The following is a 23,661-nucleotide window of genomic DNA, read 5'->3' on the forward strand; positions in this document are numbered from 1 at the left end:
TTGATACTATGTTACGCACCGCCATTTGGTTTTTCTCGTTCTTCGCCGTCTTGCCCGTCTTGCTTCCGTTTTATCCGAAAGCAAAACGACTCGACGTACCGGCACGATACGATTACGTTCAAAAAATCGCCTACAACTGGGCCAGCTTCTTATTGAAAGTGGCCGGAGCCCGAGTCCGTGTGCACGGACAAGAACATATTCCGAACGAACCGGTCGTCTACGTCGCTAACCACCAAGGAAACTTCGACATCCCGATCATGATCACGGCGACGAACCATCCGAAAGCGTTCATCTCAAAAATCGAAGTCAAAAAAATTCCGATGATCGCGGGTTGGATGGAATTGATGGGTTGTATCTTTATCGATCGCAGTGACCGCCGCCAATCCGTCAAAGCGATCCGCGCCGGTGTCGAGACGATCCAATCCGGACAGTCCATCATCATCTTCCCGGAAGGCACTCGTTCAAAAGGCGGGCCGATGAAAGAGTTTAAAGCCGGCAGCCTGACGCTCGCCACGTCGAGCGGAGCAAAAATCGTTCCGGTGGCGATCAACGGCAGCTATCACCTGCTCGAAATGAAAAACCGGATTAGACCGGGTATCGTCGATGTGACGTTTTTACCGGCTATCGACCCGGCTGACGTCTCGAATAAAGAATTGACAGCGAAAGTAGAAGCGATGATTCGCCAAGTCGTTGAAGGAGGTTCCAAATGAGTTTATTAACAATCGAAGGCATCCGTAAAGAGTTCGCCGATAAAGTCTTGTTTGACGACGTCACGATGACGATTCATCCCGGTAACCGGATTGGCGTCATCGGCGTCAACGGTTCTGGGAAATCGACGTTCTTAAAAATCATTGCCGGCGTCGAAACAGCAGACAAAGGCACGATGCAACATCCGAACGACTATCGGATTCGTTATTTGACGCAAACCGTTGATTTCGCTCCCGGTCAGACCATTTTAGACGCCTTGTTCACGAGCAACACTCCATCCGTCATGGCGTTAAAACAATACGAGCTCGCTCGCCAGGCACTCGAGGCGAACCCATCGAGCGAGCAATGGCTCGAACGTTTCATGAAAGCACAGCAAGCGGTCGATGCCGCTGATGCTTGGGAAACGGAAGCGAAGCTGAAGTCGATCTTGAATCGGCTCGGGTTACCTGATGTGTCGGCCGAGATCAGCTCCCTCTCCGGGGGCCAACAAAAACGGGTCGCGCTCGCTGCGGCCTTGCTCGACGAAGCCGATTTGCTCTTACTCGACGAGCCGACGAACGAACTTGACGCCGATACGATCGCTTGGCTCGAGACGGTTCTCGCGGACTATCGAGGCGCGATCTTGCTCATCACCCACGACCGTTATTTCTTGAACCGGGTGACGAACCATATTCTCGAGATTGCCGACGGCACGTCTTACTTTTATGACGGGAACTATGAACTGTTTCTCGAGAAGCGGGCCGAACGCAAAGCCCGCTCCCAGTCGATGGAACAAAAGCGGCAAAACATCTTGCGACGCGAGCTCGCTTGGCTGCGCCGCGGTGCCAAAGCCCGGACGACGAAACAGAAAGCCCGGATTCAACGTGTCGAGGGCTTAAAGCAGCAAGAGGCACTCGCCGAAGACGATGCGCTCGACGTATCGGTCGGTTCACGCCGGCTCGGAAAAAAAGTCATCGAAGTCGAACAGTTGTCGTTCCAGTATGCGGACACGCCGCTCATTCACGATTTCAGCTGGCTGTTCGGACGCCGGGAACGGTACGGCATCGTTGGACCGAACGGGAGCGGCAAGACGACGCTCATGAACTTGCTCGCCGGTCGCATCGAACCGACGTCAGGCACGGTCGTCCACGGTGAGACGGTTCACATCGGTTACTACGGTCAACAAGTCGAATTTGACGATACGACGCGACGGGTCATCGACGAGATCGAACGGATCGCCCAAGTCATCTACACACCGGACGGCGAGACGATCACCGCCGGTCAAATGCTCGAGCGTTTCTTGTTCACACCGGACGCCCAATATAAACCGATCAGTAAACTTTCCGGTGGCGAGAAACGGCGCCTTGTGTTGTTGCGGATTTTGATGGATGAGCCGAACGTCTTGTTCTTAGATGAGCCGACGAACGATCTCGATACGGAAACGTTGTCGGTTTTAGAGGACTACTTAGAGTCGTTCCCAGGAACCGTCATCGCCGTCAGTCACGACCGTTACTTCCTTGACCGTATCGCCGAGCAACTGATCGCCTTCGAAGAGGGGACGATCAACGTCTACCACGCCGAATATAGCGACTATCTGGCCGAGCTTCAAGACGAGGCACGGCAACTTAAAAAAGAACCGAAAGACAAGAAAGAACGCGCCAAAGCCGACGTCGTCAAATTCACTTTTAAAGAACAAAAAGAGTGGGAGACGATCGAGGAAGAGATCGCTACAACCGAACAGAAAATCGAAGCTGCAGAAGCGCGACTCGCCGATGCCGGTAGCGATCTCGGAAAAGTGAACGATCTTTACGCTGAAATCAGTACCCTCAAGCAAACACTCGAAGAAAAAATGGAGCGCTGGGAGTACTTGTCTGAAATCGATGAACAAATTCAAGCTCAGAAAAAATAAAAAAAGACGGATCACAATTTAACATTGTGGTCCGTCTTTTTTCGCTATGTAGCCGTATACGTACACGTCGTATGGTTGATTGCCTTGGCGCATATAGTGGCGCAGCGTTCCTTCACGAATGAAACCGTTGCGTTCTAACAGTTGCTGCGAAGGGATATTTTCAGGATAGACGATAGCCCCGACTCGCTCGATGTCTGCGGAACACGCAGCAAACGTCAATGCCGCCTGCAATGCCTCTGTCGCGTAGCCGTTCCGCCAATAGCGCGGATGGATCTCATAACCGATCTCGGCACGTCGATGGCGCGGGGCGCGATTGTGGAATCCGATCGTCCCCATCAACTCGGGATGACCTTTCCTCATAATGCCCCAACGCATGATCGATCCGTCGGCAATCCCTTCTAGCATCCCGAATAGCATTTGTTCCGTCTGTTCAAGCGATTGATGCGGCTCCATCCCATAATGGCGCAACACGTCGACGTTTGAAAAAATCGTGAATAGACGCTCCGCATCGGTCGATTGTAACTGCCGTAACTGCAGTCGTTCCGTTTCAATCGTTGGAATCATCCCGTTTCCCCCGTCCGAGTGATTATTTGTCCACTAAATTATGTTGAAACGCATAGACGACCGCTTGCGTCCGGTCATAGACGTCAAGCTTCGTCAAAATGTTCGAGACGTGCGTCTTCACCGTCTTCAATGAAATATATAATTCATCGGCGATAACTTGGTTCGCCTTGCCTTCGGCCATCAGTTGCAAAATCTCGCGTTCTCGCGCCGTCAAACTTTCATGAAGGGTCGTCTCCGGGTGCCGCAGACGTTCGAGCATCTTGCCGGTCACTTGTGCGGCCATGACCGGATTACCGGCTGCCGTCTGACGGATCGCGTCGGCGATTTCATTCGCGTTCGCCGTCTTCAAGACGTAACTCATCGCACCGGCCTCGATGACCGGATACACTTTTTCATCGTCCAAAAAACTCGTCACGACTAAGATTTTCGCATCTTTCCAGCTCGCTTTAATACGCTTCGTCGACTCGACTCCGTCCACAGGTTCCATCACGAGGTCCATCAAGACGACGTCCGGTTTTTCAGCGATGGCGAGTTCCGCTCCGGTCGCCCCGTCCGACGCTTCCCCGACTACTTCAATGTCCGGCTGTGTCGACAGAAATGCCGAGACACCGGCCCGGACCATTTCATGATCATCAATCAATACGACTCGAATCATTCTAACCCCTCCACTTGTTGTTTCACACGCACTTCGATTTGTGTACCGACTCCAGGCACGCTGACGAGACGTAACGTCCCGCCGACTTCGGCCGTTCTCTCTCTTATCGATTGTAAGCCATATGAGGCGACTTGTGTATCCTCGACATTAAAACCGATCCCGTCGTCATTTATTTTCAAGATGACCGTCTGTTGGACGGTCCGCATTTCAATTTCGAGCCGCTTCGCTTTGGCATGCCTGAGCGTATTGCTGATCGCTTCTTGAACGATGCGGAACAACTCATTTTCCGTATGGCGTGACAATTTCACTTCCTCGAGACGCCAGATGAGCTCGGTCGATTGTTTGCGGGACAGTTCTTCTAACAGACGTTCAATCCCCGTCTTCAAGGTCATCCCTTCTAACTCGACGGGACGAAGCTGCAACAAGAGCGAACGCATCTCGGCCTGCGCGGTCTGTGCCATGACTTCGACTTGACCGATCTGTTTAGCGGCGAGTTCCGGTTTCGATTCGATCGTCTGCTTGACCGCTGTCGTCATCATCGAGATCGCGTATAGCTGTTGACTGACCGAGTCGTGCAGCTCACGGGCGACACGACGACGTTCTTCGACGACCGCCTCGCTTCGTGCCTCTTCGACACTGACCGGCCGATCGCCGACCCGTTTGGCGACCTCGATCATCTCCGTACGTTGTTTGCTGATACGGACAATCCGTTCGAGCGTGTCGCGGTACGGCGATAACGGCCGGAACGTGATCTCTTTTTGATTCTCGAGCTTCCATAGGGCAATCGCCACTTCACGGAAATCCCGGCGCAAGTAAAAGTAAGACCCAACTCCGAATATGCTGCCGATCAAAACGGCGATGACAACGATAGACACACCGAAAGGCAACCCTTCTTCACGTGTAAATAAATCTCGGAGTGAAGTCGAGTCACCTATTAGAAATGCAATCGTCACGAATAACGCCGTCAGTAGACTGCTGAATAACTGGTGCCAGACGACCGTCCTTGGGTAAGAATCTTTCTTCATACGGTCATCACCTCGACGCTTCCGCTCATGAGCACGATATGAATCCGGACTTTTCGCGTCGCCGCTTGGTACTCATCAGACGCCGTATAAAAACGGCGGTTGAACACCGGTGAATAATTCGATTCATCGACTTGGATCTTGCCGAAACCGATTGAGGCGTCGATCGAGTAATCGTAACCGGCCGGGATGAGGATACGGATATCCCCGGCGAGTCCGTTCAAGAGCAAGAACGTCTCCCCTTCCGGAATGATGGCGCGCGATAAATCCATCTCGACGTCGCGTAGCAAAAAGAATTCATTCGTGTCTTGCAAGACGTAATGGCCCGACTCTTTCGTCCCGAACGAAAACGCCTGTTCTTGACGAATGTGCGACCGGAACCGATTCGACTCAAGCGGTCGATTTTTATACAGACGGTACCCAAACATGAGCAATAATCCTGATAAGACGAACCCGAACGCGGCCGAAGAAAAGATGAGTCCGACGAGCATCACACCACCGATCCCGTAAAAGATATAACTGACCGGCTGATTTCCTTTCCGGCTGAAGCGACGCCCGATATAAAGCAATAAGAGCGGCACAATCATGCTGAAGAGGACGCTGTTCCCACCCGTCACGATGTCGATAAATAGTCCGATGGCAAATAAAATAATCATGAAGCCAATAATTTGGCGTGTGTTCCAACGTTCCACTCTGCTTCCCCCTCCCTAACGATATGTACAATGAAGCAAAGAAGCGATGGCCCGAAAATACTCTGGACCATCGCTGAACCAGTGCGTCAGTCTTGTTTAAAGCGACGCTCAAGTTCTTTTAATTTTGCTTCGAAATCATCTTCGTCCGCCGCGTCGGTTTTTTCTTCGGCCGCAGGTTCTTCCTTCGTTGCGTCTTTCTTCTCTTCTTCTGTGAACGGATGCGACTTCGATGTGTCCGCTCCGAAGATTTGATCGAGCGCACCTTTCAACAAATCAAGGTTCTCACGCATCGCGAACTCGTAACGTTTGTTTTGCATCTCGTCGAGTTTGAGGCGCATCTCGAGGGCACGGCGCTCAAGGGCGTCAAGTTCTCGACCGCCTTCGTCTAGCAAGCCTTCGAAGTAGCGATACTGTTCACCGTAATGTTTTGACTCGAGAGCAGCGCGTTCAGCCAACTTCTCTTCGCCGGCTTGTTTCGCGAGCTCTGTCTGTTCGTAGCGCTTGTCAGCCATCAATTTGGCATCGTCACGCTTCGTCGCGAGTTCGCCGAGCAACGCCTTCTGACGCTCGACGAGACGTTCGACCGACAACGCTTCTTTTTCAGCACCGCGGATGTGGCGGTTTAATTCGGCTTCCCCACTCGAGCGTGGCGCCTCTTTTTCTTGATACTTTTTCATTTCTTTTGAAAATTCTTTCGTCAACTCGTTAGCTAAATCACGAAACTGATCAAATGGTGTCTTCATCATAAAATCCTCCTTCTAAAAACTTAGCGACGGTTTACAAACTTTTGCCAGACTTGATCGAACGATTGGAAGCTGCTACGACTAGCACGCGACCCGTCCGCATTTAAAATCTCAACGTCCCGCTTTTGGTTGGCATACATCATATACCCTTTAAACAACATCCATGCCACCACAATTCCGATTAACGCCCAAATATTCGACAAAATCGTGATGATCCCGATCACGGCGAGTAAGCCGTAACCGATTTTTGCGCCGACATGCGTCACGGCCATGAATCTGACTCCAGCCCAAAGTGCTAAGAGCGCCCCCAAACCAAACATGATCATATTTGGTAAAAAGCCGATTAGGACGAGAACTAGAGAGATTGCCGCCACGATGAACAACACTTGCTTCACTTGGCGATTCATCTGTCATCCCTCCTCATTAAGTACACTCTTATCATAATACGCCATTTAAAAGATGGCGACGAGCGGAAGGCTTGTTTTCCCTCGGTCTGTAGACTGAGATGATAGCGTTATCAGAAAATGTGGTACAGTGAATGTATCGAACAATGAAAGGATGATGTTTTATGAGCACCTTACAAACAGCCGTATACACCTTGTCAGCCAACAGGAGGGCAGTTGTCCTCCACAACTAAAAGGAGGATTCGATTTGGATCACACAACAACGGGACGCGTCACAGCACAGTTCCAACATATGTACACGGTAACGACAGAGGACGCTGCTTTCACATGCGGGATATCGGGCAAATTTCGCCACGAGGCGATGAGCGAGCGCGACTATCCGGTCATCGGCGACTTCGTCGAGTTCACGATTCGCGAGCACGGTCAAGGTACGGTTCGACGTCTCCTTGAACGACGGACTGTTCTTTCACGGACAGCCGCCGGCAACGAGACGCGCGAACAACTGATCTGCGCGAACGTCGACTATATTTTAATCACGATGGCGGTCGGTCACGACTTCAACCTGCGCCGGCTCGAGCGTTACTCGCTCGCCGCCTGGGAGACGGGGGCGATACCGCTTATCGTCTTAACGAAGGCTGATCAAGTAACTGATGTGGCCCCACTCGTTCAAGACATCCAACTGACGACGCCAGGCATTGATGTCTTCCCGGTCAGCTCGATCACCGGCGACGGGGTCGAGGCATTGCGAACTTCACTGCCGAGCGGGAGCACGCTCGTCCTCGTCGGTTCGTCCGGCGTCGGGAAATCGACGCTGACAAACGCGCTTGCCGGGAAAACACTCGCCGAGACGCAAGCCGTCCGCGAAAGCGACGAGCGCGGTAAGCATACGACGACGCACCGCGAACTGTTCCGCGTCGACGACTTCTTCATCATCGACACGCCCGGCATGCGTGAGTTCGGTCTTTGGGACGGCGCCGATCATCTCGACGACACGTTCAGCGATATCGAGGAGTTGTCAGAACGATGCCGGTTCCGTGACTGCTCGCATCAAGCCGAACCCGGTTGTGCCGTTCGCGACGCGATTGCGACCGGTGCGCTCGATAAAAAACGGTATGCGAGTTACGTCAAACTCGAACGCGAGCTGCGTTACGCTGAAAAACGCCAAGCCGAAGCGGCACGACTAGCAGAAAAGAAACAGCGCAAAACAAGAGCATGAAATCAAAGGAGTTGCGGAATATCCGCGACTCTTTTTGTTTTCGTTTATGATTAGCACCAAATGTTAAGACCAATTCTACATATATGAACAATCGTTCAGAAATAATTGCGTCCATAGCAGGTAAAACGCTCGAAAGTAAGCGGTTTCTTCGATACAATGTAGTCGATTGTGACAGACAAAAAATCGTACGCACACAGGGAGAGAGTTATGAAAACATTGAACGAACGCGCACTCGAGATGCATGCTTTGCACCACGGTAAATTGGAAACGACACCAAAAGTCGACGTCGACACGACAGAAGCGCTCAGCCTCGCCTACTCACCGGGCGTCGCCGAACCGTGCCGCCGCATCGCTGAAAATAAAGAGCTGTCCTATGAATATACGTTGCGCGCCAACACGGTCGCCGTCGTCTCGGACGGAAGCGCCGTACTCGGGCTCGGCAACATCGGTCCGGAAGCGGCGTTGCCGGTCATGGAAGGCAAGGCCGTCCTGTTCAAAAGTTTCGCCGGGGTCGATGCGTTCCCGATTTGTTTAGACACACACAACGTCGATGAGATCGTGCGGACGGTCGAACTGCTCGCCCCGACGTTCGGCGCCGTCAACTTAGAAGACATCAAGGCACCCGAATGTTTTGAGATCGAGGCCCGGTTGAAGCAGACGCTCCCGATCCCGGTCTTCCATGACGATCAACACGGGACGGCCATCGTCGTCTTGGCCGGCCTCGTCAATGCACTCCGTTTAGTCGACAAAGCGATGCCTGAACTGCGTGTCGTCATGAACGGAGCCGGGGCCGCCGGAATCGCCATCGCCAAGCTGCTCAAGCGCTTCGGCGTAGAGGACCTCGTCATCTGTGATACGAAAGGTGCGATCTATGAAGGACGCGCCGACGGCATGAACCCGTTCAAAGACCAGATCGCCAAGGCAACGAACCGGAAGCTCCACGTCGGCACACTCTCAGACGTGCTCGAGGGGGCCGACGTCTTCATCGGTGTCTCGGCCGCAGGCGCCGTCACCGAGGACATGGTCCGCTCGATGGCCACAGATTCGATCATCTTCGCCCTCGCGAACCCGGTGCCGGAGATTATGCCGGATCTCGCGACTTCCGCTGGTGCCCGCATCGTCGCGACCGGTCGCTCGGACTTCGCCAACCAAGTGAACAACGTCCTCGCCTTCCCCGGTATTTTCCGTGGGGCGCTCGACGTCCGGGCGTCAGAGATCAACGAAGAGATGAAAGAAGCGGCCGTCCATGCGATCGCCGACTTGTTGACAGAGGACGACCTCGCGAACGGCATCGTCATCCCGAGCCCGTTCGACGAGCGGGTCGCACCGGCCGTCGCGATTGCCGTCGCGAAGACTGCTGTCGAGACCGGTGTCGCCAACCGTCCGCTCGACGAGGACGCCATTCGCCGCCACGTACGTGATAAGCGGCTATAACACGAAAAACTGCGCAGACCATAACGGTCTGCGCAGTTTTTTAGACTGTACCTTGTAAGATCCCTTCCGCCCACTCGACTTCTTCCGTCGTCGGTGGTTTGATGCCTTTTAACGGATAGTCGAGGCCGAGCGCCTCCCATTTATAGACGCCCATCTCGTGATACGGCAAGATTTCGACTTTCTCGACGTGGTCGAGTTTTTGAATGAACGCCGCCGTGCGCCGGAGCGCCCCTTCATCAAGCGTCCATTCCGGGACAAGGACGTGGCGAATCCACATTTTCGTTCCGCGCTCGGATAAGTGTTCAGCAAGCGCGAGCGTGTTGGCGTTGCTCCGTCCTGTCAGTTTCTTGCACATGTCGTCATCGATATGTTTAATATCGAGCAAGACGAGGTCGGTGTGGTCTAAGATGGCGTCAAGGTTAGGGGGACGGAGTGCACCCGACGTATCGAGCGTCGTGTGGAGCCCGTGTTTTTTCGCTTCACGCAACAGCGCTTCTAAAAACTCTGGTTGCGCGAGCGGATCGCCCCCTGAAATTGTGATGCCGCCTTTTGATGCTTCCATGAACGGACGATAGCTGAGCGCTTCTTGAATGACGTCCTCGGCCGAACGATGGTTATTCTTTTTAAAATCCCACGTATCAGCGTTGTGGCAATACAAGCAGCGAAGCGCACAACCTTGCAAAAAGACGATAAAACGAATTCCCGGGCCGTCAACGGTTCCAAACGATTCGACCGAGTGTACATATCCCATTGTCATCGAGATGACCTCCTAACGAATGAGCGGCCTTCAAGCGAAGGCCGCCAAGCCTTTACTTACAATGAACCGTGGAACGTCCGGTTGATGACGTCGATCTGTTGCTCGCGTGTCAACTTGATGAAGTTGACGGCGTAACCTGATACGCGGATCGTGAGCTGCGGATACTCTTCTGGATGTTCCATGGCGTCGAGCAACGTCTCACGGTTGAAGACGTTGACGTTCAAGTGGTGACCTTTGTGCTCGCCACCCATATAGCCGTCAAGAAGTGCCGCCAAGTTAAGTTCACGTGCGACGTCTTCTTTACCGAGTGCTTTCGGTACGATCGAGAACGTGTATGAGATACCGTCTTGCGCGTGTTCGAACGGAAGTTTAGCGACTGACGAGAGCGACGCTGCCGCTCCTTTCGTATCGCGGCCGTGCATCGGGTTCGCACCCGGTGCGAACGGCTCACCAGCACGACGGCCGTCCGGTGTATTACCTGTTTTCTTGCCGTAGACGACGTTCGACGTGATCGTCAAGACCGATTGCGTATGAAGCGCGTCGCGATACGTTTTGTGTTTCCGGACTTTTTCCATGAACGATTCTACGAGTTCGACAGCAATCGCGTCGACACGGTCATCGTTGTTTCCGAATTTCGGGAAGTCGCCTTCTGTTTCAAAGTCGACAGCGATGCCGAATTCATTCCGGACCGGTTTGACCGTCGCATATTTGATTGCTGACAAGCTGTCCGCCGTCACCGAAAGGCCAGCGATACCACAAGCCATCGTCCGTAAGATTTCAGGGTCGTGGAGCGCCATTTCAATCCGCTCGTACGCATATTTATCATGCATGAAGTGAATGACGTTGAGTGTGTTGACGTAAAGCTCTGCGAGCCAGTCGAGCGTCCGGTCGAAGTCAGCGTACACTTTGTCGTACGTGAGGACGTCTTCTGTGTTCATGTCCCAAGCCGGAGCGATTTGTTCGCCGCTCTTCTCATCGCGTCCACCGTTCATGCTGTAGAGGAGTGCTTTCGCCATATTGGCACGGGCACCGAAGAACTGCATCTGTTTGCCGATCTTCATCGGTGACACACAGCAGGCGATGCCGTAATCGTCACCGAACTCTGGAAGCATGAGGTCGTCGTTCTCGTATTGGATCGCCGACGTCTCAATTGACATCTTCGCGCAATATTGTTTGAATCCTTCCGGTAATTTCGTCGACCAAAGCACCGTCAAGTTCGGTTCTGGTGCCGGGCCGAGGTTTGTGAGCGAGTGAAGGAAACGGAACGAGCTCTTCGTGACGTTCGAACGGCCATCCTCACTCATCCCACCGATTGATTCCGTGACCCACGTTGGATCTCCAGAGAACAATTCGTTATAGTCAGGCGTCCGCAAGAATTTGACGATGCGGAGTTTCATGATGAAGTGATCGACGATTTCTTGGACGTCTGACTCTGTCAAACGGCCTGCCGCCATGTCACGCTCAGCGTACACGTCAAGGAATGTCGATACGCGTCCGAGAGACATCGCCGCACCGTTTTGTTCTTTGACAGCTGCAAGGTAAGCGAGATATACCCATTGATAGGCTTCTTGCGTCGTTTCAGCCGGACGACCGAGGTCGAATCCGTAAGCAGCGCCGAGTTGTTTCAATTCTTGAAGGGCACGAAGCTGTTCAGACATCTCTTCCCGCGTCCGAATGTCTGCTTCCGAGAGGAAACCGCCATTGTTCGCCAAATCTTTTTTACGCTCGGCAATCAAGAAATCTAAACCGTACAAGGCAACGCGACGGTAGTCACCGATGATCCGGCCACGTCCGTATGCGTCTGGGAGACCTGTGATGATCCCTGACTTACGTGCCGCCCGCATCTCTGGTGTGTAGGCATCGAAAACACCTTGGTTGTGTGTTTTACGAATGTCTGAATAGATTTTTGTGATTTCAGGATTTGGTTCGAAGCCGTATGACTCGAGCGCGGCGTCGACCATGCGAATGCCGCCGTTCGGATGAATCGAGCGTTTGAACGGTTCGTCCGTTTGGACACCGACGACTTTTTCAAGGTCTTTATTTAAGTACCCAGGTCCGTGTGAGATGATTGTCGACGGCGTGTTTTGATCGACATCCCAAACGCCCCCGCGTTCCCGTTCTTCTTTCGTCAATTCCATCACTTGTCCCCAAAGACGATTCGTCGCCTCTGTCGGTCCGACTAAGAAACGGTCATCCCCTGTATACTCGTGGCGGTTCAAGCGGATAAATTCACCGACATTCACTTCGTTCGTCCACTGTCCAGGAACAAATCCTGACCAGGCTGATTTAATTTCAGTTGCCATTATGGTCACTCCTCATAGTTGAGATAACTGCCTGATTCCTTATAATATGAGTGTACGTGAAAACGTGAACAATATGTTTTACATTCTTGTGAAAGTTGTAACAATCTCATGAACATTGGTGTTACGCCGTTTTTGTAAGCGCTATTTTATCTGTTATAGTAGTTTTTCAACTTACATAGAAACAGACGAATCCCTATCCGTTCACGTTCTTGTGAATTCTGTATTATCTTTAAGTAGTTGTGAAAAATCATACAGTTTTTGTAGTGACTTAACTCACAGGTTCGGGATAGAACTTGAATTTTTGCCTTATATCGAGCACAATGGAAGCAGAACATTGTAGAAGAGGAAGGGGTTCTTCCCATGACGTATGAACCATTAACAGCCGAGCATAACTTAAAAGCCGGTGACCGCATCTCCCTTAAAGTCGAAGAGGCTGGAGACAAGCGCGACGGATTTATCACAGAATTTGAAGAAAAAGGCTTTTGGATTCGCTTTGATGACGATATCGAGAATGAGGATTTCATCGATTTCCGTGACCATTTAATGGTCGCACTCGTGTCGCGCCCAATCGACGTCGCGACGACGTATCCAGAACTAAACGCCTATGCAAAATTGCTTAAGGAATTGGAATACCGCGTGTATCAAGGCTTCACAGTCGAAGGTGTCGAAGCCTCACCTGAGCACATCGACGTGCACATCAAACTCGTCGAGGACGGGCAAGTGTACACACAGACGCTCCGTTCATCGATTGACCAAGACACTGAACATGTTCGCTATATTTGAACCAGGGAGCGCTTATGCTTCCTTTGTTTTTGCCCAACGATAAGGAGAACTGATATGAACTTTACAAAACCATTCATTAACGAAGCCTGGGAACGCCTTGGCTTTAACGAACCGATGCCGGTCCAAGCGGAAGCGTTCCCGCCCCTTTTAGAAGGAAAAGACGTCACAATCGAAGCACCAACAGGGACAGGTAAGACACTCGCTTATCTTTTACCCGCTATTGAAAAAATCGATGCCTCGAACGACCGGATCCAAGTCGTCATCGTCGCACCGACGCGCGAACTCGTCATGCAGATCCAAACGGTGGCGCAACGTTTCACCGAAAAAGGTGACGTCCGGATTGCCTCGTTCATCGGCGGCGTCGAACTGAAGCGCCAAATCGATCGCTTGAAGAAAAAACCGCATTTGATCGTCGGGACACCAGGACGTCTCGTTGAATTGATCGAGAAGAAAAAGTTAAAGCTTCATGAGACGCATACGATCGTGCTCGATGAAGCCGATCAAATCATCGACAGCGGATTGACGGAAGCGGCTGAGCGCATCATCAACCATACGGCGCACGAGCATCAAATCTCACTCGTTTCGGCGACGTTGACGGATACGCTCCAAGCCTGGGCTGCCCCGTTCTTGAAAGAACCGGTTCACGTGAAGGTCGAACGGACTGTCAGTGCTCAAGTGACGTACGGCTATATGTTGACGACACGTCGCTATAAGCCAGAATTGCTTCGTCGCCTATCACACGTCGACGGTGTCAAAGTGCTCGCCTTCATCAACAACCGCTCGTTCTTACCGCCGCTCAAAGGTGAGCTCGATAAGATGAAAGTGAACTACCGTATGCTCGATAGCTTGAAAGGGAAACGTGCCCGCGTCGAGACGCTCCGCGAATTCCGTAAAGGCGAATATCCGCTCCTCATCACGACGGGTCTCGCAGCGCGCGGACTCGACATCGATGAAGTGACGCACGTCGTCCATTTCGATTTACCTGAATCGACCGATGACTTCATCCACCGCTCAGGACGGACCGCTCGCGGTAGCGCGGCCGGGACGGTCCTCTCGATCGTGACACCGGAAGATTTGACGCACTTGAAATCGTTCGCCCGCCAGCTCGGTGTCGAATTGAAAGAGCTTGAGATTTACCGTGGCGAAGTCATCGAGAAACGGATCGAAGACAAACCGCCGGTCGTCAAACGTCCTGCAGACAAGCGAGGACCACGGCGATGAAAAAAGACCGGAAAGTAATTCCCTTCCCTTTGCTCGTCGAAGAGTCCGAATTGCTGGCCGAACTGAAAAAGTTATACGAGCAAGCGGCACTCGCACGCAGCACGCAGTGGACGAACTATATCCAAGAGATCGCTTCGGAAGGCACGTGGCACTTGAAAGACGCCGAACTGTTCCGCGATTTGTTCATCGATTGGGCCGTCTTCTTTGAGACGGATGAGGACGGGATGACACCGCACGGCCGCTATTTGGCGGACCATAAAGCTGACATGTCACCTGCTCTCTATCATGCCTTGCGCGGTCTCGCCGTCCCCCGGTGCTCTGTGTTTGAAGTGACCGAAGACGGCTTACGTGATTGGGAGACGAAAGAGACGTACAAGGTAATGCTACCGGAAGTACGCGAACCAGGCGACGTCATGCTCGGCAAGCTGCTCGACATCCGTGGCAGCTGGCGCTTCGGGTCGGCCTTCCTCGCACTTCCAGCGAAGATGGCTGGCAACGTAGCGGATCTGTACATCGACTTCACGGATGAAGTCGGTCCAGGTGCGTTCCTCGACCAGTTCCCTGAGTTTTGTGCGGAACTGATCGATATGTTGCTTGATTTAGAAGAAGGGGTCATCATCCCGAAACCAACGAAATAACCGAGAGGCAGCCGCCTCTCGGTTATTTTTTATCTCACATAAAATTGGGCGCCATCGAGCAATAACTTCGCTTCCTCGTTCGTCGCGTTCACCGCGGCGCTCGAGACGGCTTTCCCGTCCTCGTATACGTCGATGACGGCTCCGTCTTTCGTCGGACGGACGTGGTACAGTTGGTTTCCGACATAGGTAGTTGTGCCAACTGAACCATCGATGACTTGGCGTGGCGACGGTTTTCCTGTCATCAAATCGACGACGATTTCGGATCCGTCTAGTTGCACCGCCATCAACTCGTTATCATGTACGGTCAAGTTTGACTCTTCGGCTTTTGAAGCGAGTTGGACGACTTTATTCGTTTCGATGTCATAAGCGAACAGTCCTGGACGATTTGTTTCGGTAGAATGGGTCTCCCCGTTCTCTGTGAAGGATTCATACGCCCCAACTCGAACTGGGATAAACCGATTACCGGTCGAGATCGGCATCATATTGCGGTCATAAAACCAAGACGTCCCGAGCACTTCGGAAACGAAGTCGTTGTCGAGATCGAGATCTTTGATCGTTATCTCGTTTGTTCCTTCCTTAAGCACGGCAAGTTTTGTTTTTGATTCCGCCTCATAACCACTGCGGAAAATTAAATGAACGTCCCGGTCGTGAACGAACAGACCAGCCCACGAGCCCTCCATCACATCGGCCGGCGCCTTAAACGTCTCACTCGTCACAGTCTCACCATCCGTAGACTTGAATAAGACAATTTCCTGATTTCCGTTTTGTCCGAGGCCGACATATCCTTCATCCGTGCGAATCGATTGGGCAAAGTTCAATTCTTTCATCTGGCGATAGAAGCCGCGCAACGAAGGATCGAGTGTGTCTCGATAATGAATCGCTTCTTCGATATAGTTCATATTCGTCGCGATCCGACTACGTTCTGTCGTCACTTCGAATCGTTCACTCGTCTCGTTCTCCGTCTCATAAAACACATCGATCGTCTGGTCGGCCCATACATCAGGATTCGTTTTGACAGTTAACTCCCACTCCGCTTCCGTCTTGTTCATGTCGATGACGAACGTCCCGAGTCCGAGGACGATTACCGCACCGAGCGCAGCCACATTCCATATTCGTTTCATATACTCACCTCACACACTTAGTTTCTTCGTCAAGTAGCGACGACTGATCCAAACCAACCCGATAAACCAAGCCGCCAAACCGATCCCGGCGACGAGCAACGATTCATCCATAAAGAGCCCGTTTCCGATGAAGCCGAAACCGATGGCCGGAAGCACAATGATGGCTCCCAATGAAACAGTGGCAATCACCGGCGCCCACATCGTCCGTTGCCATAGACTCCGTTCCACCAACACGAACGTGAAAATGAATAAAACAACGAGCCCAATCAACGCTTGGTGAATGATGAAATTCACGATTGACATCGGATACATGACAGACAGCATGCCATCATAAGAGACAGCCTGCTCGAACGAGCCACGTATCGGTACCATCTGCGAATCGAACCAACCCGTGAACGCTATGTACTGGAGCTTGAGCGCGATCCATTGGACGGCAAACAAACCGAGAATCATCAACAGCATCGTTGCGAATTTTGCCCCGAAGACGAGCATCCGTTGTTGCGGCATCATCAATAAGCGCATCATGAACATGCCGCGTCCTTGGAAATCGCGATACCAAATCCAAAAGCTATAAAGTAGCATCGCCGCAATCGCCAATCCAATCGACAAAATATATGCCGTCCCGCCGATATAGTTTCCAAACGATAATACATAATCAGGTGTCCCAGTGCGACGCAGTTTTTCATACATATTCGTCTCGCTCCATAAGAAGAAGCCGAGCCAAGCAAATTGGGTGACGACGAGAAGCGTGATCAAGATGAGATACGGTTTCGTCGCCCGCTCGACTTCCCATCCGAGTAGTCTTAACAAATTCATGCCCCATACTCCTCTCTCATGACGTCGACGATCGATTTCCCGTGAATGAAGCGGACGTCCTCGACGTCGAATTCACGGACGATCCGTCCTCGGTTCAACATGACGGCCTTGTCGACCAAATACTCGATGTCGTCAATCTCGTGCGTCGTGATCAAGACACCGCGGTCTTCCATGATGTCACTCGAAAACAGCTCGACGATTTGCTCTTTTGAAAACACATCGATACCTGAGAACGGTTCGTCGAGCAGCAAGTAGTCCGGGTCTTGGGCGATGCCGAGCGCCAAATTGACCTTGGCGAGCGTCCCTTTCGACAGTTCACTCAACTTGTCTTCTGGAAACAGTTTGAACTCGTCGACGAGTCTAGCGAACAACTTCGTGTCGAACTTCGGATAAAAATCGCGCATGAACGCTTCGCACTGCTCGATCGAAAAGTGGATCGGAAACGTCGAATGGTCCGGTACGAACGCGACGTTGTTCAAATCGATCGGCTTGCCGTCAATCAAAACGTTGCCTTGATCGAACGGGGTCAGCCCCATGATGCCTTTTAAAATCGTCGACTTGCCGGTCCCGTTCAGACCGATGAGGCATGTGATCTCGCCTTTGTTGGCCGTGAACGACACATCTTCGATGACTTGTTTTTTGCGGTAACGCTTCTTAACTCCCAGTACCTCGATCATCGAGATTCCCCTCCCCGTATTGCCGTTTGATTTTGCTGACGAGCTCGTCCATCGTGACGTCGAGCTCTTGAATCGATTCGACGAAGACAGCGACCGCCTCATCGACGAGTTCGGTCCGAATTCGTTTTAATACGTGGTCGTCCGTCGTCACCCGACTTGGACGATTGCGTTCGGTCGTGATCAATTGCTGTTCCTCCATTTCCTTGAACGCCTTTTGGACGGTGTTCGGATTGATTTTCAGTTCGGTCGCGAGCTCTCGCCGCGACGGCATCTCTTCGCCCGCCTTCAACTCGCCTAGCGCCATCTTCTTTTTGAAGTAGTCGACGACTTGGATGTAGACGGGAGACCTCGTGTTAAATTGAATGATCATGTTGTCACCTCTCTAAGTGTATGATGCGACTAATACACTATCTGACTGTATTATTACCGTAATACACTTGACTGTCAATAATAATTTCCCAAAACAATCCAAAACAAAAGACGCATCCTCATTGATTAGGATGCGTCAGTTTGATGAGCGGACGATATAGTCGGCTCGTATCACTGGATTGACCGTCTTGATGTAGTGCGCTTCACCCGGCCAGTAGCGGCGCTCATATTTGGCGAGCCGTGCCGCTAAATCGCCGATATACGTATCGCGATTTAGCACACGCTCGTAACGCGTCTCGCGTGGACAGTCAAGATAAACGATGTAGTCGAAATACGACCGCCACTCGTCCCGCAATAAGAAGATGCCTTCAATCAACACGAGCGCATTCGGAGCCACATCGATCGTCCGCATGACAATCGCGTCCTCGTCTCGCTCGTAGTATGGCAACGTCAGACGCGTCTCACCTCGGGACAACGGCTCGAACAACATCTTCACGAGCAGATCGACGTCCCATTGGAGCGCATAGTATTCCACCGCCTCAGGCTGCCCCGTCTCATAGCGCCGATGCCGTTCGACGATGAAGTCATCAATATGTAGAAGCAGTTCGTTCGGCGCGATACCACTCAATTGTTCGACGAGCGTCGTCTTCCCGGCCCCGCTCAAGCCGTCGATCGCGACGATGAACGGCCGGTCGTGGACACGGTTAGCGTATGCTTCACGAATCACTTCCTGTAACGTCTCCATACGTTCTCCCCCAAATCAAAAAAGTCAGCCCTAGAGGCTGACTTCAGTTTACCAGAGCACCCAACCTTTCGCTCCCGGAGGCGCGCTTTCAATCAAGTGCCAAATCGGAACCGTGTAGGCGAATGCGATCAAGACGAACGTGACCGTGATCCAGAGCTTCCAGTTCTCAAAGAACCGTGGCGTCTCCATTGCCGCCTCTTCCGTTTCCGCGAGTGGGAACTCTTCCTCACCTTTTGGTGCGAGGAATGACAGGTTGAACATCGAATAGACGAAGATGAGCACCGAGACGAGAAGGATCGTCCCGCCGATTGCCATCGCCATATGGTACGGGATCCATTCACGCGTCAACGCGTCTGAGAAATACGTCGCCGGACCGGTCCGACGCGGGTTACCTTGAAGGCCTGAGATGTGCATCGCATACGACATGATCGACATCCCGAACGCCCACGTCCCCGTCTGAATCAAACCGAGACGGTTCATTGATTTCGTGAGTGTACGTCCGCGTAGTACCGGTACGAGCCAATAGGCAGTTCCAAAGAACGTCAAGGCGACGGCCGTTCCGACCGTGATATGGAAGTGACCGGTGACCCAAAGCGTGTTGTGGACCATCGCGTTCAATTGGTGCGACGCGTTGATGATACCGCCGGCACCAGCCGGAATGAAGAACAACATCCCGACGAACGGGGCGAGGAAACGCACATCGCCGTACGGCATCTTTTTGACCCAACCGAACAGACCGCGTGCTCCGAGAGCGCGTCCCCGCAGCTCGAACGTCGCGAACAGCGAGAACGCCGTCATGAACGACGGAATGACGACGAGGAACGTCAAGATGACTTGGACGAACTTCCAAAACGGATCAATCCCCGGCTCTGTCAACTGGTGGTGGAAACCGACCGGGAACGAGAACAAGAGGAATAACAAGAACGCCATCCGCGCGAGCGCGTCCGAGAAGATCTTCCCACCGATGACTTTCGGCACGACCGTATACCAGACGATATAGGCCGGCATGAGCCAGAAGTAAACGAGCGGGTGACCGAAGTACCAGAACAACGTCCGGCTCAGTTCAATCCCGACCGTGTCTTTCCATCCGAGCGAGAGCGGGAGCAGTTGGAACAAAATCGTCCCGGCAACACCGAGTGTCGCGATGACCCAGAGCAACATCGTCATGATACTCATGTACGCTGGGAGTGGCGGATGGACGCCAGGGTGTTCCCGTTTATAGTCCGCATACATGCGGAACATCGCGAACGCCGAGAACCATGTACCGACGACGAAGAGAACGAGACCGACATAGAAGATCGGGTCGGCCATGAGCGGAGCGTAGAACGTGTAAAGTACAGTCGCTTTATTGGCGAGCACCATGATCGTCACGAGTACCGCCCCGGCGATGATCATCCAAAAACCGAGCCAAGCGACACGTGTCGGGAACGATTCAAACCGTCCGAACGACTTGGCGAGCAGCGCGTAAAGTAAGCCGATGATAAACATCGTCGTAAAGACGAGACCGAGCATGATACCGTGGGCCGTCAACAATTGATAGTAACCGAATACTTCCGGAATGATTCCTGTACGGATGAGCGTCTGCATGAGTCCCGCGATCGCTCCAATCAACACGGCGAGTACCGAGACGACAACGTGGGCATAGGCGAGGCGCGCTTCTTTCACACCGATGCTCGGCACCGGCACACCGCGCTCCATTTCCCACTGTTTCAGTTTTGAGGCTACGTCGTTCATTTAGTCCACCACCTTAATTTTTGTCGCCATCATGTGATGGCCCGTCCCGCAATATTCGTTACAGAGAATTAAAAATTCGCCTGTTTCTTCAAACGTATACGTGAGCGAGTTGATATGTCCCGGCACGACCATCATGTTGACCGGTGTCCCCGTCAACTGGAAACCGTGGACGACGTCCGGTGACGTGACGAGAAACGTCACTTTCGCACCTTTCGGGATTTCAACGTTACCCGGTGTGAACGTGAACGCCTGCGCGACCATGACGAGTTCATACTCGTTATCACCAATTTTATTAAGTCCAGGTTTATCGAACGGCGCCGTCTGATGCACTTTCGCCGGGTCGATCAAATCAGCGTCCGATGCGGGCTGGTTTCCGGCCGCAAACGCCGAAATGCCGAGCACTGTCAAAAATACGCCTAATAGAACGATGCCAAAGATCAACCAATATTTTTCAAGCTTATGAATATGCATGTTTGTTTTCTCCTTTTGACGTTATCGTGTAACAAATAAATAAAAGACCGACGACCACATGGCGATGATGACACCCGCGACGATCATGACCGATGTAAACGTGCCTTTCAGATTCGGTTCTTGTCCACCGTTCTTATCCACGTGAAGGACCCCTTTCGCTATAATTTCCTCTTTCATTGTATGAAATTCACCCCGACTTAATATGTGACTTTTATCACTTCAAAAGTGACAATCACATCAATTTTGCGTAGTTTCCACACATAAAATTCACAATTAGCCAAATCAAGACGACAAAAAAACCGCCTCTCTAAGAGACGGTTCCTCGTTATAATCGGCAAATCCCGGCCGGACAGCCTTCGCAATGGCACAGCTCTTTTAAGAAATCGATATCATGCAAGACGATCGAGTTTCCCGTCGTTGTCAGGACGCCTTCTTTTCGCCACTGGTTCATCATCCGGTTGACGGTCTCACGCGGTGCCCCGATCAGTTGACCGAGCTCCCCATCGGAAGGATGTCGTGAGATGACGACCGCGTCATCTTCCTCCACACCGTGCATGGCCGCCATCCGAAGCAACGTCGAAGCGAGCGCTCCCGGCTTTCCGTACAATAGCAAATCACGCAGTTTCATCTCTGAATGTTTACGCATCATCGACGTCCAGCGCAGCACGTCACCGGCAAATTTGGCGTCTTGCTGCATGATAGTCTCGATGTCTTTCTTTGAAATAACGCCAATGACACTTTCTTCCGTCGTCTCGATGCTGTAAGAACTCGGGAACGTGTCGACGATATCAAACTCACCAAAAAAATCGTCGGCGCCATATAAGAACATGACGATTGGATTCCCTTTTTTCGTGATCTTCGTGAATTTGACAGATCCGCTCTTCAAATAAAAGAATTTATCACACTTCTCACCTTCCCAACAGACGATGCTAGCCTTCGGGTAGTCTTGAGGTGTCATCATTTCGAGCAATAACTGTTTCGTCTCCGCTGAAAAGATAAAGCTGTTCGGTTCGGTCGTCCCACATTTCGTAGACATATTCGTCTGCTCCCTCCACAATTCATTCGTGCCTGGAATGTCTCGTACGTTTCATTTATGGCTTTATTATACAGTAGCGTGAGCACCCTGATCACAAAAGTATGTGACATTTCAAACAATCTTCTATTTTTCAATTCGTTCTCATAAAAAAAAGACTGTAGAAAGTCTACAGTCTCAGATCAGTCTCAGCGATAGACGAGACGGATCAGCTTCTCCGCACCTTTAAAGTTTGGATAACGAATCGGCACATCAAATTTTGTCGTGTTGCGTAATATTGATTTGGCATGGCTGAACGCCTCGAAGCTATAGCGTCCGTGATAAGCCCCCATCCCACTCTCCCCGACACCGCCAAATGGCAAGTTCGGGTTCGTCAAATGCATGAGGACATCGTTGACACAACCGCCGCCGAATGTCAGATGCTTGAGCACCGTCTGTTCGACAGCTTTCGTTTCCGTGAACAGATAGAGCGCGAGCGGATGCGGACGGTCGGACACAAACTCGATCGCCTCATCGAGTTGACGATACGTCAGCACCGGCAAAATCGGTCCGAAAATCTCGTCTTTCATGACAGCAGCCCCGTCATGAATATCCGTCATGACGGTCGGGGCGATTTTCAAACTTTCCCGCTCCGTCGCTCCCCCGAAGAAGACGTCCCCTTGACTCAAATAACCCGTCAACCGATCAAAATGAGACTCGCTGACGATCCGGGTGAACCGTTCTGTCCCGATTCCGTTCCCAAACATCAGGAACGCTTCCCGCTTAATCGCTTCAAGAAACGCATCACGTTTCGACTCGTGGACGAGCACGTAGTCCGGGGCGACACACGTCTGCCCGGCGTTCATCCATTTCCCCCACGCAATCCGTTTCGCCGCAATGTTAATATTGGCATCTTCATGGACAATGGCCGGTGACTTCCCACCTAGTTCGAGCGTGACCGGCGTCAATTGCTTGGCCGCAGCCTCCATGACGATTTTTCCGACTTGGGTCGAACCGGTGAAGAAGATATGATCCCATTTTTGCGCGAGCAAAGCTTGAGCGACGTCTTTATCCCCTTCGACGCTGACGACGTAACGATCGGTGAACGCCCGTTCGAGCACTTTCGTCATCACTTGGGCCACGTTCGGCGTCAATTCCGACGGTTTCACGACAGCCGTGTTCCCGGCCGCGATTGCTCCGATGAGCGGTGCGATCGCCAATTGGAACGGATAATTCCAAGGCGCGATAATGAGAACGGTGCCGTACGGTTCATACATGACTTCACTTTTTGTCCCGAGGTGGATCGCTGCACCGCGGACACGTTTCGGGCGCATCCAACGCTTCAACTCTCGATTCGTCCGACTGATCTCGTCGTAAATAAAGCCGATCTCCGTCGTGAACGCATCGAGCTCTGATTTATTTAAATCTGTTTTTAACGCTTCGATAATCTCTGCTTCGTGATGTTTGATCGATTCTTTCAAAAACGTCAACATACTGAGACGGAATGCGAGCGATTTGGTCGCTTGCGTCTTAAAGAAACGACGTTGCTTACTGATGAGCTCTTCGATCGTCAACTGTTCGATTGGTGCGAGCATAAATCTGCCTCCCTTTGAGTGATAACGCTGTCTTCATCTTATCACTATCCAATCAGACCCGACCATTTTGAACGTTCAGCCGTTGCTGCTTGA

25 protein-coding genes are annotated in these 23,661 nt (G+C 52.0%); 7 read left to right on the forward strand and 18 right to left on the reverse strand.

What is annotated here, in order from left to right; translation table 11 throughout:
* Nucleotides 1-8 precede the first annotated feature (8 nt).
* Nucleotides 9-710, forward strand: a complete 702-nt coding sequence (locus tag EVJ20_RS10940; protein ID WP_070328916.1) for a lysophospholipid acyltransferase family protein — start codon at nucleotides 9-11, stop codon at nucleotides 708-710.
* Nucleotides 707-2,596, forward strand: a complete 1,890-nt coding sequence (locus EVJ20_RS10945) for an ABC-F family ATP-binding cassette domain-containing protein (RefSeq protein WP_131465683.1) — start codon at nucleotides 707-709, stop codon at nucleotides 2,594-2,596. Before EVJ20_RS10940 ends, EVJ20_RS10945 begins: the two co-directional genes overlap by 4 nt.
* A gap of 18 nt (nucleotides 2,597-2,614) precedes the next feature.
* Here EVJ20_RS10945 and EVJ20_RS10950 read toward each other — a convergent pair whose 3' ends face one another.
* From EVJ20_RS10950 to EVJ20_RS10975, 6 genes are all read right to left on the reverse strand, one after another.
* Nucleotides 2,615-3,160 (reverse strand): GNAT family N-acetyltransferase, encoded by a 546-nt coding sequence (locus EVJ20_RS10950; RefSeq protein ID WP_131508199.1) that lies wholly within the window; start codon nucleotides 3,158-3,160, stop codon nucleotides 2,615-2,617.
* A 22-nt stretch (nucleotides 3,161-3,182) separates the two neighbouring features.
* Nucleotides 3,183-3,815 (reverse strand): response regulator, encoded by a 633-nt coding sequence (locus EVJ20_RS10955; RefSeq protein ID WP_070328913.1) that lies wholly within the window; start codon nucleotides 3,813-3,815, stop codon nucleotides 3,183-3,185.
* Nucleotides 3,812-4,840, reverse strand: coding sequence for a sensor histidine kinase (locus tag EVJ20_RS10960; protein ID WP_016508424.1), 1,029 nt, complete (start codon nucleotides 4,838-4,840; stop codon nucleotides 3,812-3,814). Before EVJ20_RS10960 ends, EVJ20_RS10955 begins: the two co-directional genes overlap by 4 nt.
* On the reverse strand, nucleotides 4,837-5,529 hold the full coding sequence (liaF, locus tag EVJ20_RS10965) for a cell wall-active antibiotics response protein LiaF (protein ID WP_070328912.1): 693 nt from the start codon (nucleotides 5,527-5,529) through the stop codon (nucleotides 4,837-4,839). The genes EVJ20_RS10960 and liaF overlap by 4 nt, the downstream gene beginning before the upstream one ends.
* Nucleotides 5,530-5,615: 86 nt before the next feature.
* On the reverse strand, nucleotides 5,616-6,272 hold the full coding sequence (locus EVJ20_RS10970; protein ID WP_071399150.1) for a PspA/IM30 family protein: 657 nt from the start codon (nucleotides 6,270-6,272) through the stop codon (nucleotides 5,616-5,618).
* Nucleotides 6,273-6,295: 23 nt separating this feature from the next.
* Nucleotides 6,296-6,679 carry a lmo0954 family membrane protein gene (locus EVJ20_RS10975; protein ID WP_016508398.1) on the reverse strand — a complete coding sequence of 128 codons (384 nt, stop codon included), beginning with the start codon at nucleotides 6,677-6,679 and terminating at the stop codon, nucleotides 6,296-6,298.
* Between the two features lie 244 nt (nucleotides 6,680-6,923).
* Here EVJ20_RS10975 and rsgA point away from each other — a divergent pair, with 244 nt between their 5' ends.
* Nucleotides 6,924-7,892, forward strand: a complete 969-nt coding sequence (rsgA, locus tag EVJ20_RS10980) for a ribosome small subunit-dependent GTPase A (RefSeq protein WP_236633511.1) — start codon at nucleotides 6,924-6,926, stop codon at nucleotides 7,890-7,892.
* A gap of 207 nt (nucleotides 7,893-8,099) precedes the next feature.
* Nucleotides 8,100-9,326 (forward strand): NAD(P)-dependent malic enzyme, encoded by a 1,227-nt coding sequence (locus tag EVJ20_RS10985; RefSeq protein WP_131465687.1) that lies wholly within the window; start codon nucleotides 8,100-8,102, stop codon nucleotides 9,324-9,326.
* Between the two features lie 40 nt (nucleotides 9,327-9,366).
* Here EVJ20_RS10985 and pflA read toward each other — a convergent pair whose 3' ends face one another.
* Together pflA and pflB are read right to left on the reverse strand one after the other, a co-directional pair.
* Nucleotides 9,367-10,083 carry a pyruvate formate-lyase-activating protein gene (gene pflA, locus EVJ20_RS10990; protein ID WP_070328909.1) on the reverse strand — a complete coding sequence of 239 codons (717 nt, stop codon included), beginning with the start codon at nucleotides 10,081-10,083 and terminating at the stop codon, nucleotides 9,367-9,369.
* A 56-nt stretch (nucleotides 10,084-10,139) separates the two neighbouring features.
* Complete coding sequence (gene pflB / locus EVJ20_RS10995) at nucleotides 10,140-12,386, reverse strand: formate C-acetyltransferase (protein WP_131465689.1); 2,247 nt, start codon at nucleotides 12,384-12,386, stop codon at nucleotides 10,140-10,142.
* A gap of 360 nt (nucleotides 12,387-12,746) precedes the next feature.
* Here pflB and EVJ20_RS11000 point away from each other — a divergent pair, with 360 nt between their 5' ends.
* The 3 genes from EVJ20_RS11000 to EVJ20_RS11010 are packed head-to-tail and all read left to right on the forward strand — an operon-like array spanning nucleotide 12,747 to nucleotide 15,028.
* Nucleotides 12,747-13,169, forward strand: a complete 423-nt coding sequence (locus EVJ20_RS11000; protein ID WP_070328907.1) for a hypothetical protein — start codon at nucleotides 12,747-12,749, stop codon at nucleotides 13,167-13,169.
* A gap of 54 nt (nucleotides 13,170-13,223) precedes the next feature.
* The gene (locus tag EVJ20_RS11005) at nucleotides 13,224-14,390 is read left to right on the forward strand and encodes a DEAD/DEAH box helicase (RefSeq protein WP_070328906.1); all 1,167 of its coding nucleotides are present in this window, start codon (nucleotides 13,224-13,226) and stop codon (nucleotides 14,388-14,390) included.
* Complete coding sequence (locus EVJ20_RS11010; RefSeq protein WP_131441118.1) at nucleotides 14,387-15,028, forward strand: hypothetical protein; 642 nt, start codon at nucleotides 14,387-14,389, stop codon at nucleotides 15,026-15,028. Before EVJ20_RS11005 ends, EVJ20_RS11010 begins: the two co-directional genes overlap by 4 nt.
* Before the next feature lie 29 nt (nucleotides 15,029-15,057).
* Here EVJ20_RS11010 and EVJ20_RS11015 read toward each other — a convergent pair whose 3' ends face one another.
* The 10 genes from EVJ20_RS11015 to EVJ20_RS11060 all read right to left on the reverse strand — a co-directional run bounded on the left by EVJ20_RS11015 (nucleotide 15,058) and on the right by EVJ20_RS11060 (nucleotide 23,568).
* Complete coding sequence (locus tag EVJ20_RS11015) at nucleotides 15,058-16,149, reverse strand: hypothetical protein (RefSeq protein WP_131508201.1); 1,092 nt, start codon at nucleotides 16,147-16,149, stop codon at nucleotides 15,058-15,060.
* Between the two features lie 9 nt (nucleotides 16,150-16,158).
* On the reverse strand, nucleotides 16,159-16,965 hold the full coding sequence (locus EVJ20_RS11020; RefSeq protein ID WP_131465693.1) for a hypothetical protein: 807 nt from the start codon (nucleotides 16,963-16,965) through the stop codon (nucleotides 16,159-16,161).
* A complete protein-coding gene (locus EVJ20_RS11025) occupies nucleotides 16,962-17,642 on the reverse strand; it encodes an ATP-binding cassette domain-containing protein (protein ID WP_131441121.1) in 681 nt (226 codons plus the stop codon). The genes EVJ20_RS11020 and EVJ20_RS11025 overlap by 4 nt, the downstream gene beginning before the upstream one ends.
* Nucleotides 17,620-18,012: a GntR family transcriptional regulator gene (locus tag EVJ20_RS11030; protein ID WP_070328901.1), complete on the reverse strand. Its 393-nt coding sequence runs from the start codon at nucleotides 18,010-18,012 to the stop codon at nucleotides 17,620-17,622. Before EVJ20_RS11030 ends, EVJ20_RS11025 begins: the two co-directional genes overlap by 23 nt.
* A gap of 135 nt (nucleotides 18,013-18,147) precedes the next feature.
* Entirely contained in the window at nucleotides 18,148-18,756 is a 609-nt protein-coding gene (locus tag EVJ20_RS11035) for a kinase (RefSeq protein ID WP_070328900.1), read from the reverse strand.
* A gap of 48 nt (nucleotides 18,757-18,804) precedes the next feature.
* Nucleotides 18,805-20,490 carry a b(o/a)3-type cytochrome-c oxidase subunit 1 gene (locus tag EVJ20_RS11040; protein WP_070328899.1) on the reverse strand — a complete coding sequence of 562 codons (1,686 nt, stop codon included), beginning with the start codon at nucleotides 20,488-20,490 and terminating at the stop codon, nucleotides 18,805-18,807.
* Nucleotides 20,491-20,961 carry a cytochrome c oxidase subunit II gene (locus EVJ20_RS11045; protein ID WP_070328898.1) on the reverse strand — a complete coding sequence of 157 codons (471 nt, stop codon included), beginning with the start codon at nucleotides 20,959-20,961 and terminating at the stop codon, nucleotides 20,491-20,493. It abuts the gene before it with no gap.
* Nucleotides 20,962-20,982: 21 nt separating this feature from the next.
* Nucleotides 20,983-21,102: a cytochrome c oxidase subunit 2A gene (locus EVJ20_RS11050; protein WP_233589685.1), complete on the reverse strand. Its 120-nt coding sequence runs from the start codon at nucleotides 21,100-21,102 to the stop codon at nucleotides 20,983-20,985.
* A gap of 184 nt (nucleotides 21,103-21,286) precedes the next feature.
* Nucleotides 21,287-21,997: a Crp/Fnr family transcriptional regulator gene (locus EVJ20_RS11055; RefSeq protein ID WP_070328897.1), complete on the reverse strand. Its 711-nt coding sequence runs from the start codon at nucleotides 21,995-21,997 to the stop codon at nucleotides 21,287-21,289.
* A 185-nt stretch (nucleotides 21,998-22,182) separates the two neighbouring features.
* A complete protein-coding gene (locus EVJ20_RS11060) occupies nucleotides 22,183-23,568 on the reverse strand; it encodes an aldehyde dehydrogenase (protein ID WP_131508203.1) in 1,386 nt (461 codons plus the stop codon).
* Nucleotides 23,569-23,661: the final 93 nt, after the last annotated feature.

Origin of the sequence: Exiguobacterium sp. SH0S1, assembly GCF_004337165.1 — a bacterium.
Taxonomy (GTDB): Bacteria; Bacillota; Bacilli; order Exiguobacteriales; family Exiguobacteriaceae; genus Exiguobacterium; species Exiguobacterium aurantiacum_A.

Coding starts and splice junctions, on each gene's coding strand:
- EVJ20_RS11045 (WP_070328898.1), bottom strand. CDS start 20,961: ATGCATATTCATAAGCTTGAAAAATATTGGTTGATCTTTGGCATCGTT.
- EVJ20_RS11040 (WP_070328899.1), bottom strand. CDS start 20,490: ATGAACGACGTAGCCTCAAAACTGAAACAGTGGGAAATGGAGCGCGGT.
- EVJ20_RS10945 (WP_131465683.1), top strand. CDS start 707: ATGAGTTTATTAACAATCGAAGGCATCCGTAAAGAGTTCGCCGATAAA.
- EVJ20_RS10975 (WP_016508398.1), bottom strand. CDS start 6,679: ATGAATCGCCAAGTGAAGCAAGTGTTGTTCATCGTGGCGGCAATCTCT.
- EVJ20_RS11030 (WP_070328901.1), bottom strand. CDS start 18,012: ATGATCATTCAATTTAACACGAGGTCTCCCGTCTACATCCAAGTCGTC.
- EVJ20_RS11015 (WP_131508201.1), bottom strand. CDS start 16,149: ATGAAACGAATATGGAATGTGGCTGCGCTCGGTGCGGTAATCGTCCTC.
- EVJ20_RS10950 (WP_131508199.1), bottom strand. CDS start 3,160: ATGATTCCAACGATTGAAACGGAACGACTGCAGTTACGGCAGTTACAA.
- EVJ20_RS11005 (WP_070328906.1), top strand. CDS start 13,224: ATGAACTTTACAAAACCATTCATTAACGAAGCCTGGGAACGCCTTGGC.
- pflA (WP_070328909.1), bottom strand. CDS start 10,083: ATGACAATGGGATATGTACACTCGGTCGAATCGTTTGGAACCGTTGAC.
- EVJ20_RS10960 (WP_016508424.1), bottom strand. CDS start 4,840: ATGAAGAAAGATTCTTACCCAAGGACGGTCGTCTGGCACCAGTTATTC.
- EVJ20_RS11000 (WP_070328907.1), top strand. CDS start 12,747: ATGACGTATGAACCATTAACAGCCGAGCATAACTTAAAAGCCGGTGAC.
- EVJ20_RS11055 (WP_070328897.1), bottom strand. CDS start 21,997: ATGTCTACGAAATGTGGGACGACCGAACCGAACAGCTTTATCTTTTCA.
- EVJ20_RS11060 (WP_131508203.1), bottom strand. CDS start 23,568: ATGCTCGCACCAATCGAACAGTTGACGATCGAAGAGCTCATCAGTAAG.
- EVJ20_RS11010 (WP_131441118.1), top strand. CDS start 14,387: ATGAAAAAAGACCGGAAAGTAATTCCCTTCCCTTTGCTCGTCGAAGAG.
- EVJ20_RS10985 (WP_131465687.1), top strand. CDS start 8,100: ATGAAAACATTGAACGAACGCGCACTCGAGATGCATGCTTTGCACCAC.
- EVJ20_RS11025 (WP_131441121.1), bottom strand. CDS start 17,642: ATGATCGAGGTACTGGGAGTTAAGAAGCGTTACCGCAAAAAACAAGTC.
- EVJ20_RS11035 (WP_070328900.1), bottom strand. CDS start 18,756: ATGGAGACGTTACAGGAAGTGATTCGTGAAGCATACGCTAACCGTGTC.
- EVJ20_RS10970 (WP_071399150.1), bottom strand. CDS start 6,272: ATGAAGACACCATTTGATCAGTTTCGTGATTTAGCTAACGAGTTGACG.
- EVJ20_RS11020 (WP_131465693.1), bottom strand. CDS start 16,965: ATGAATTTGTTAAGACTACTCGGATGGGAAGTCGAGCGGGCGACGAAA.
- pflB (WP_131465689.1), bottom strand. CDS start 12,386: ATGGCAACTGAAATTAAATCAGCCTGGTCAGGATTTGTTCCTGGACAG.
- EVJ20_RS10955 (WP_070328913.1), bottom strand. CDS start 3,815: ATGATTCGAGTCGTATTGATTGATGATCATGAAATGGTCCGGGCCGGT.
- EVJ20_RS10940 (WP_070328916.1), top strand. CDS start 9: ATGTTACGCACCGCCATTTGGTTTTTCTCGTTCTTCGCCGTCTTGCCC.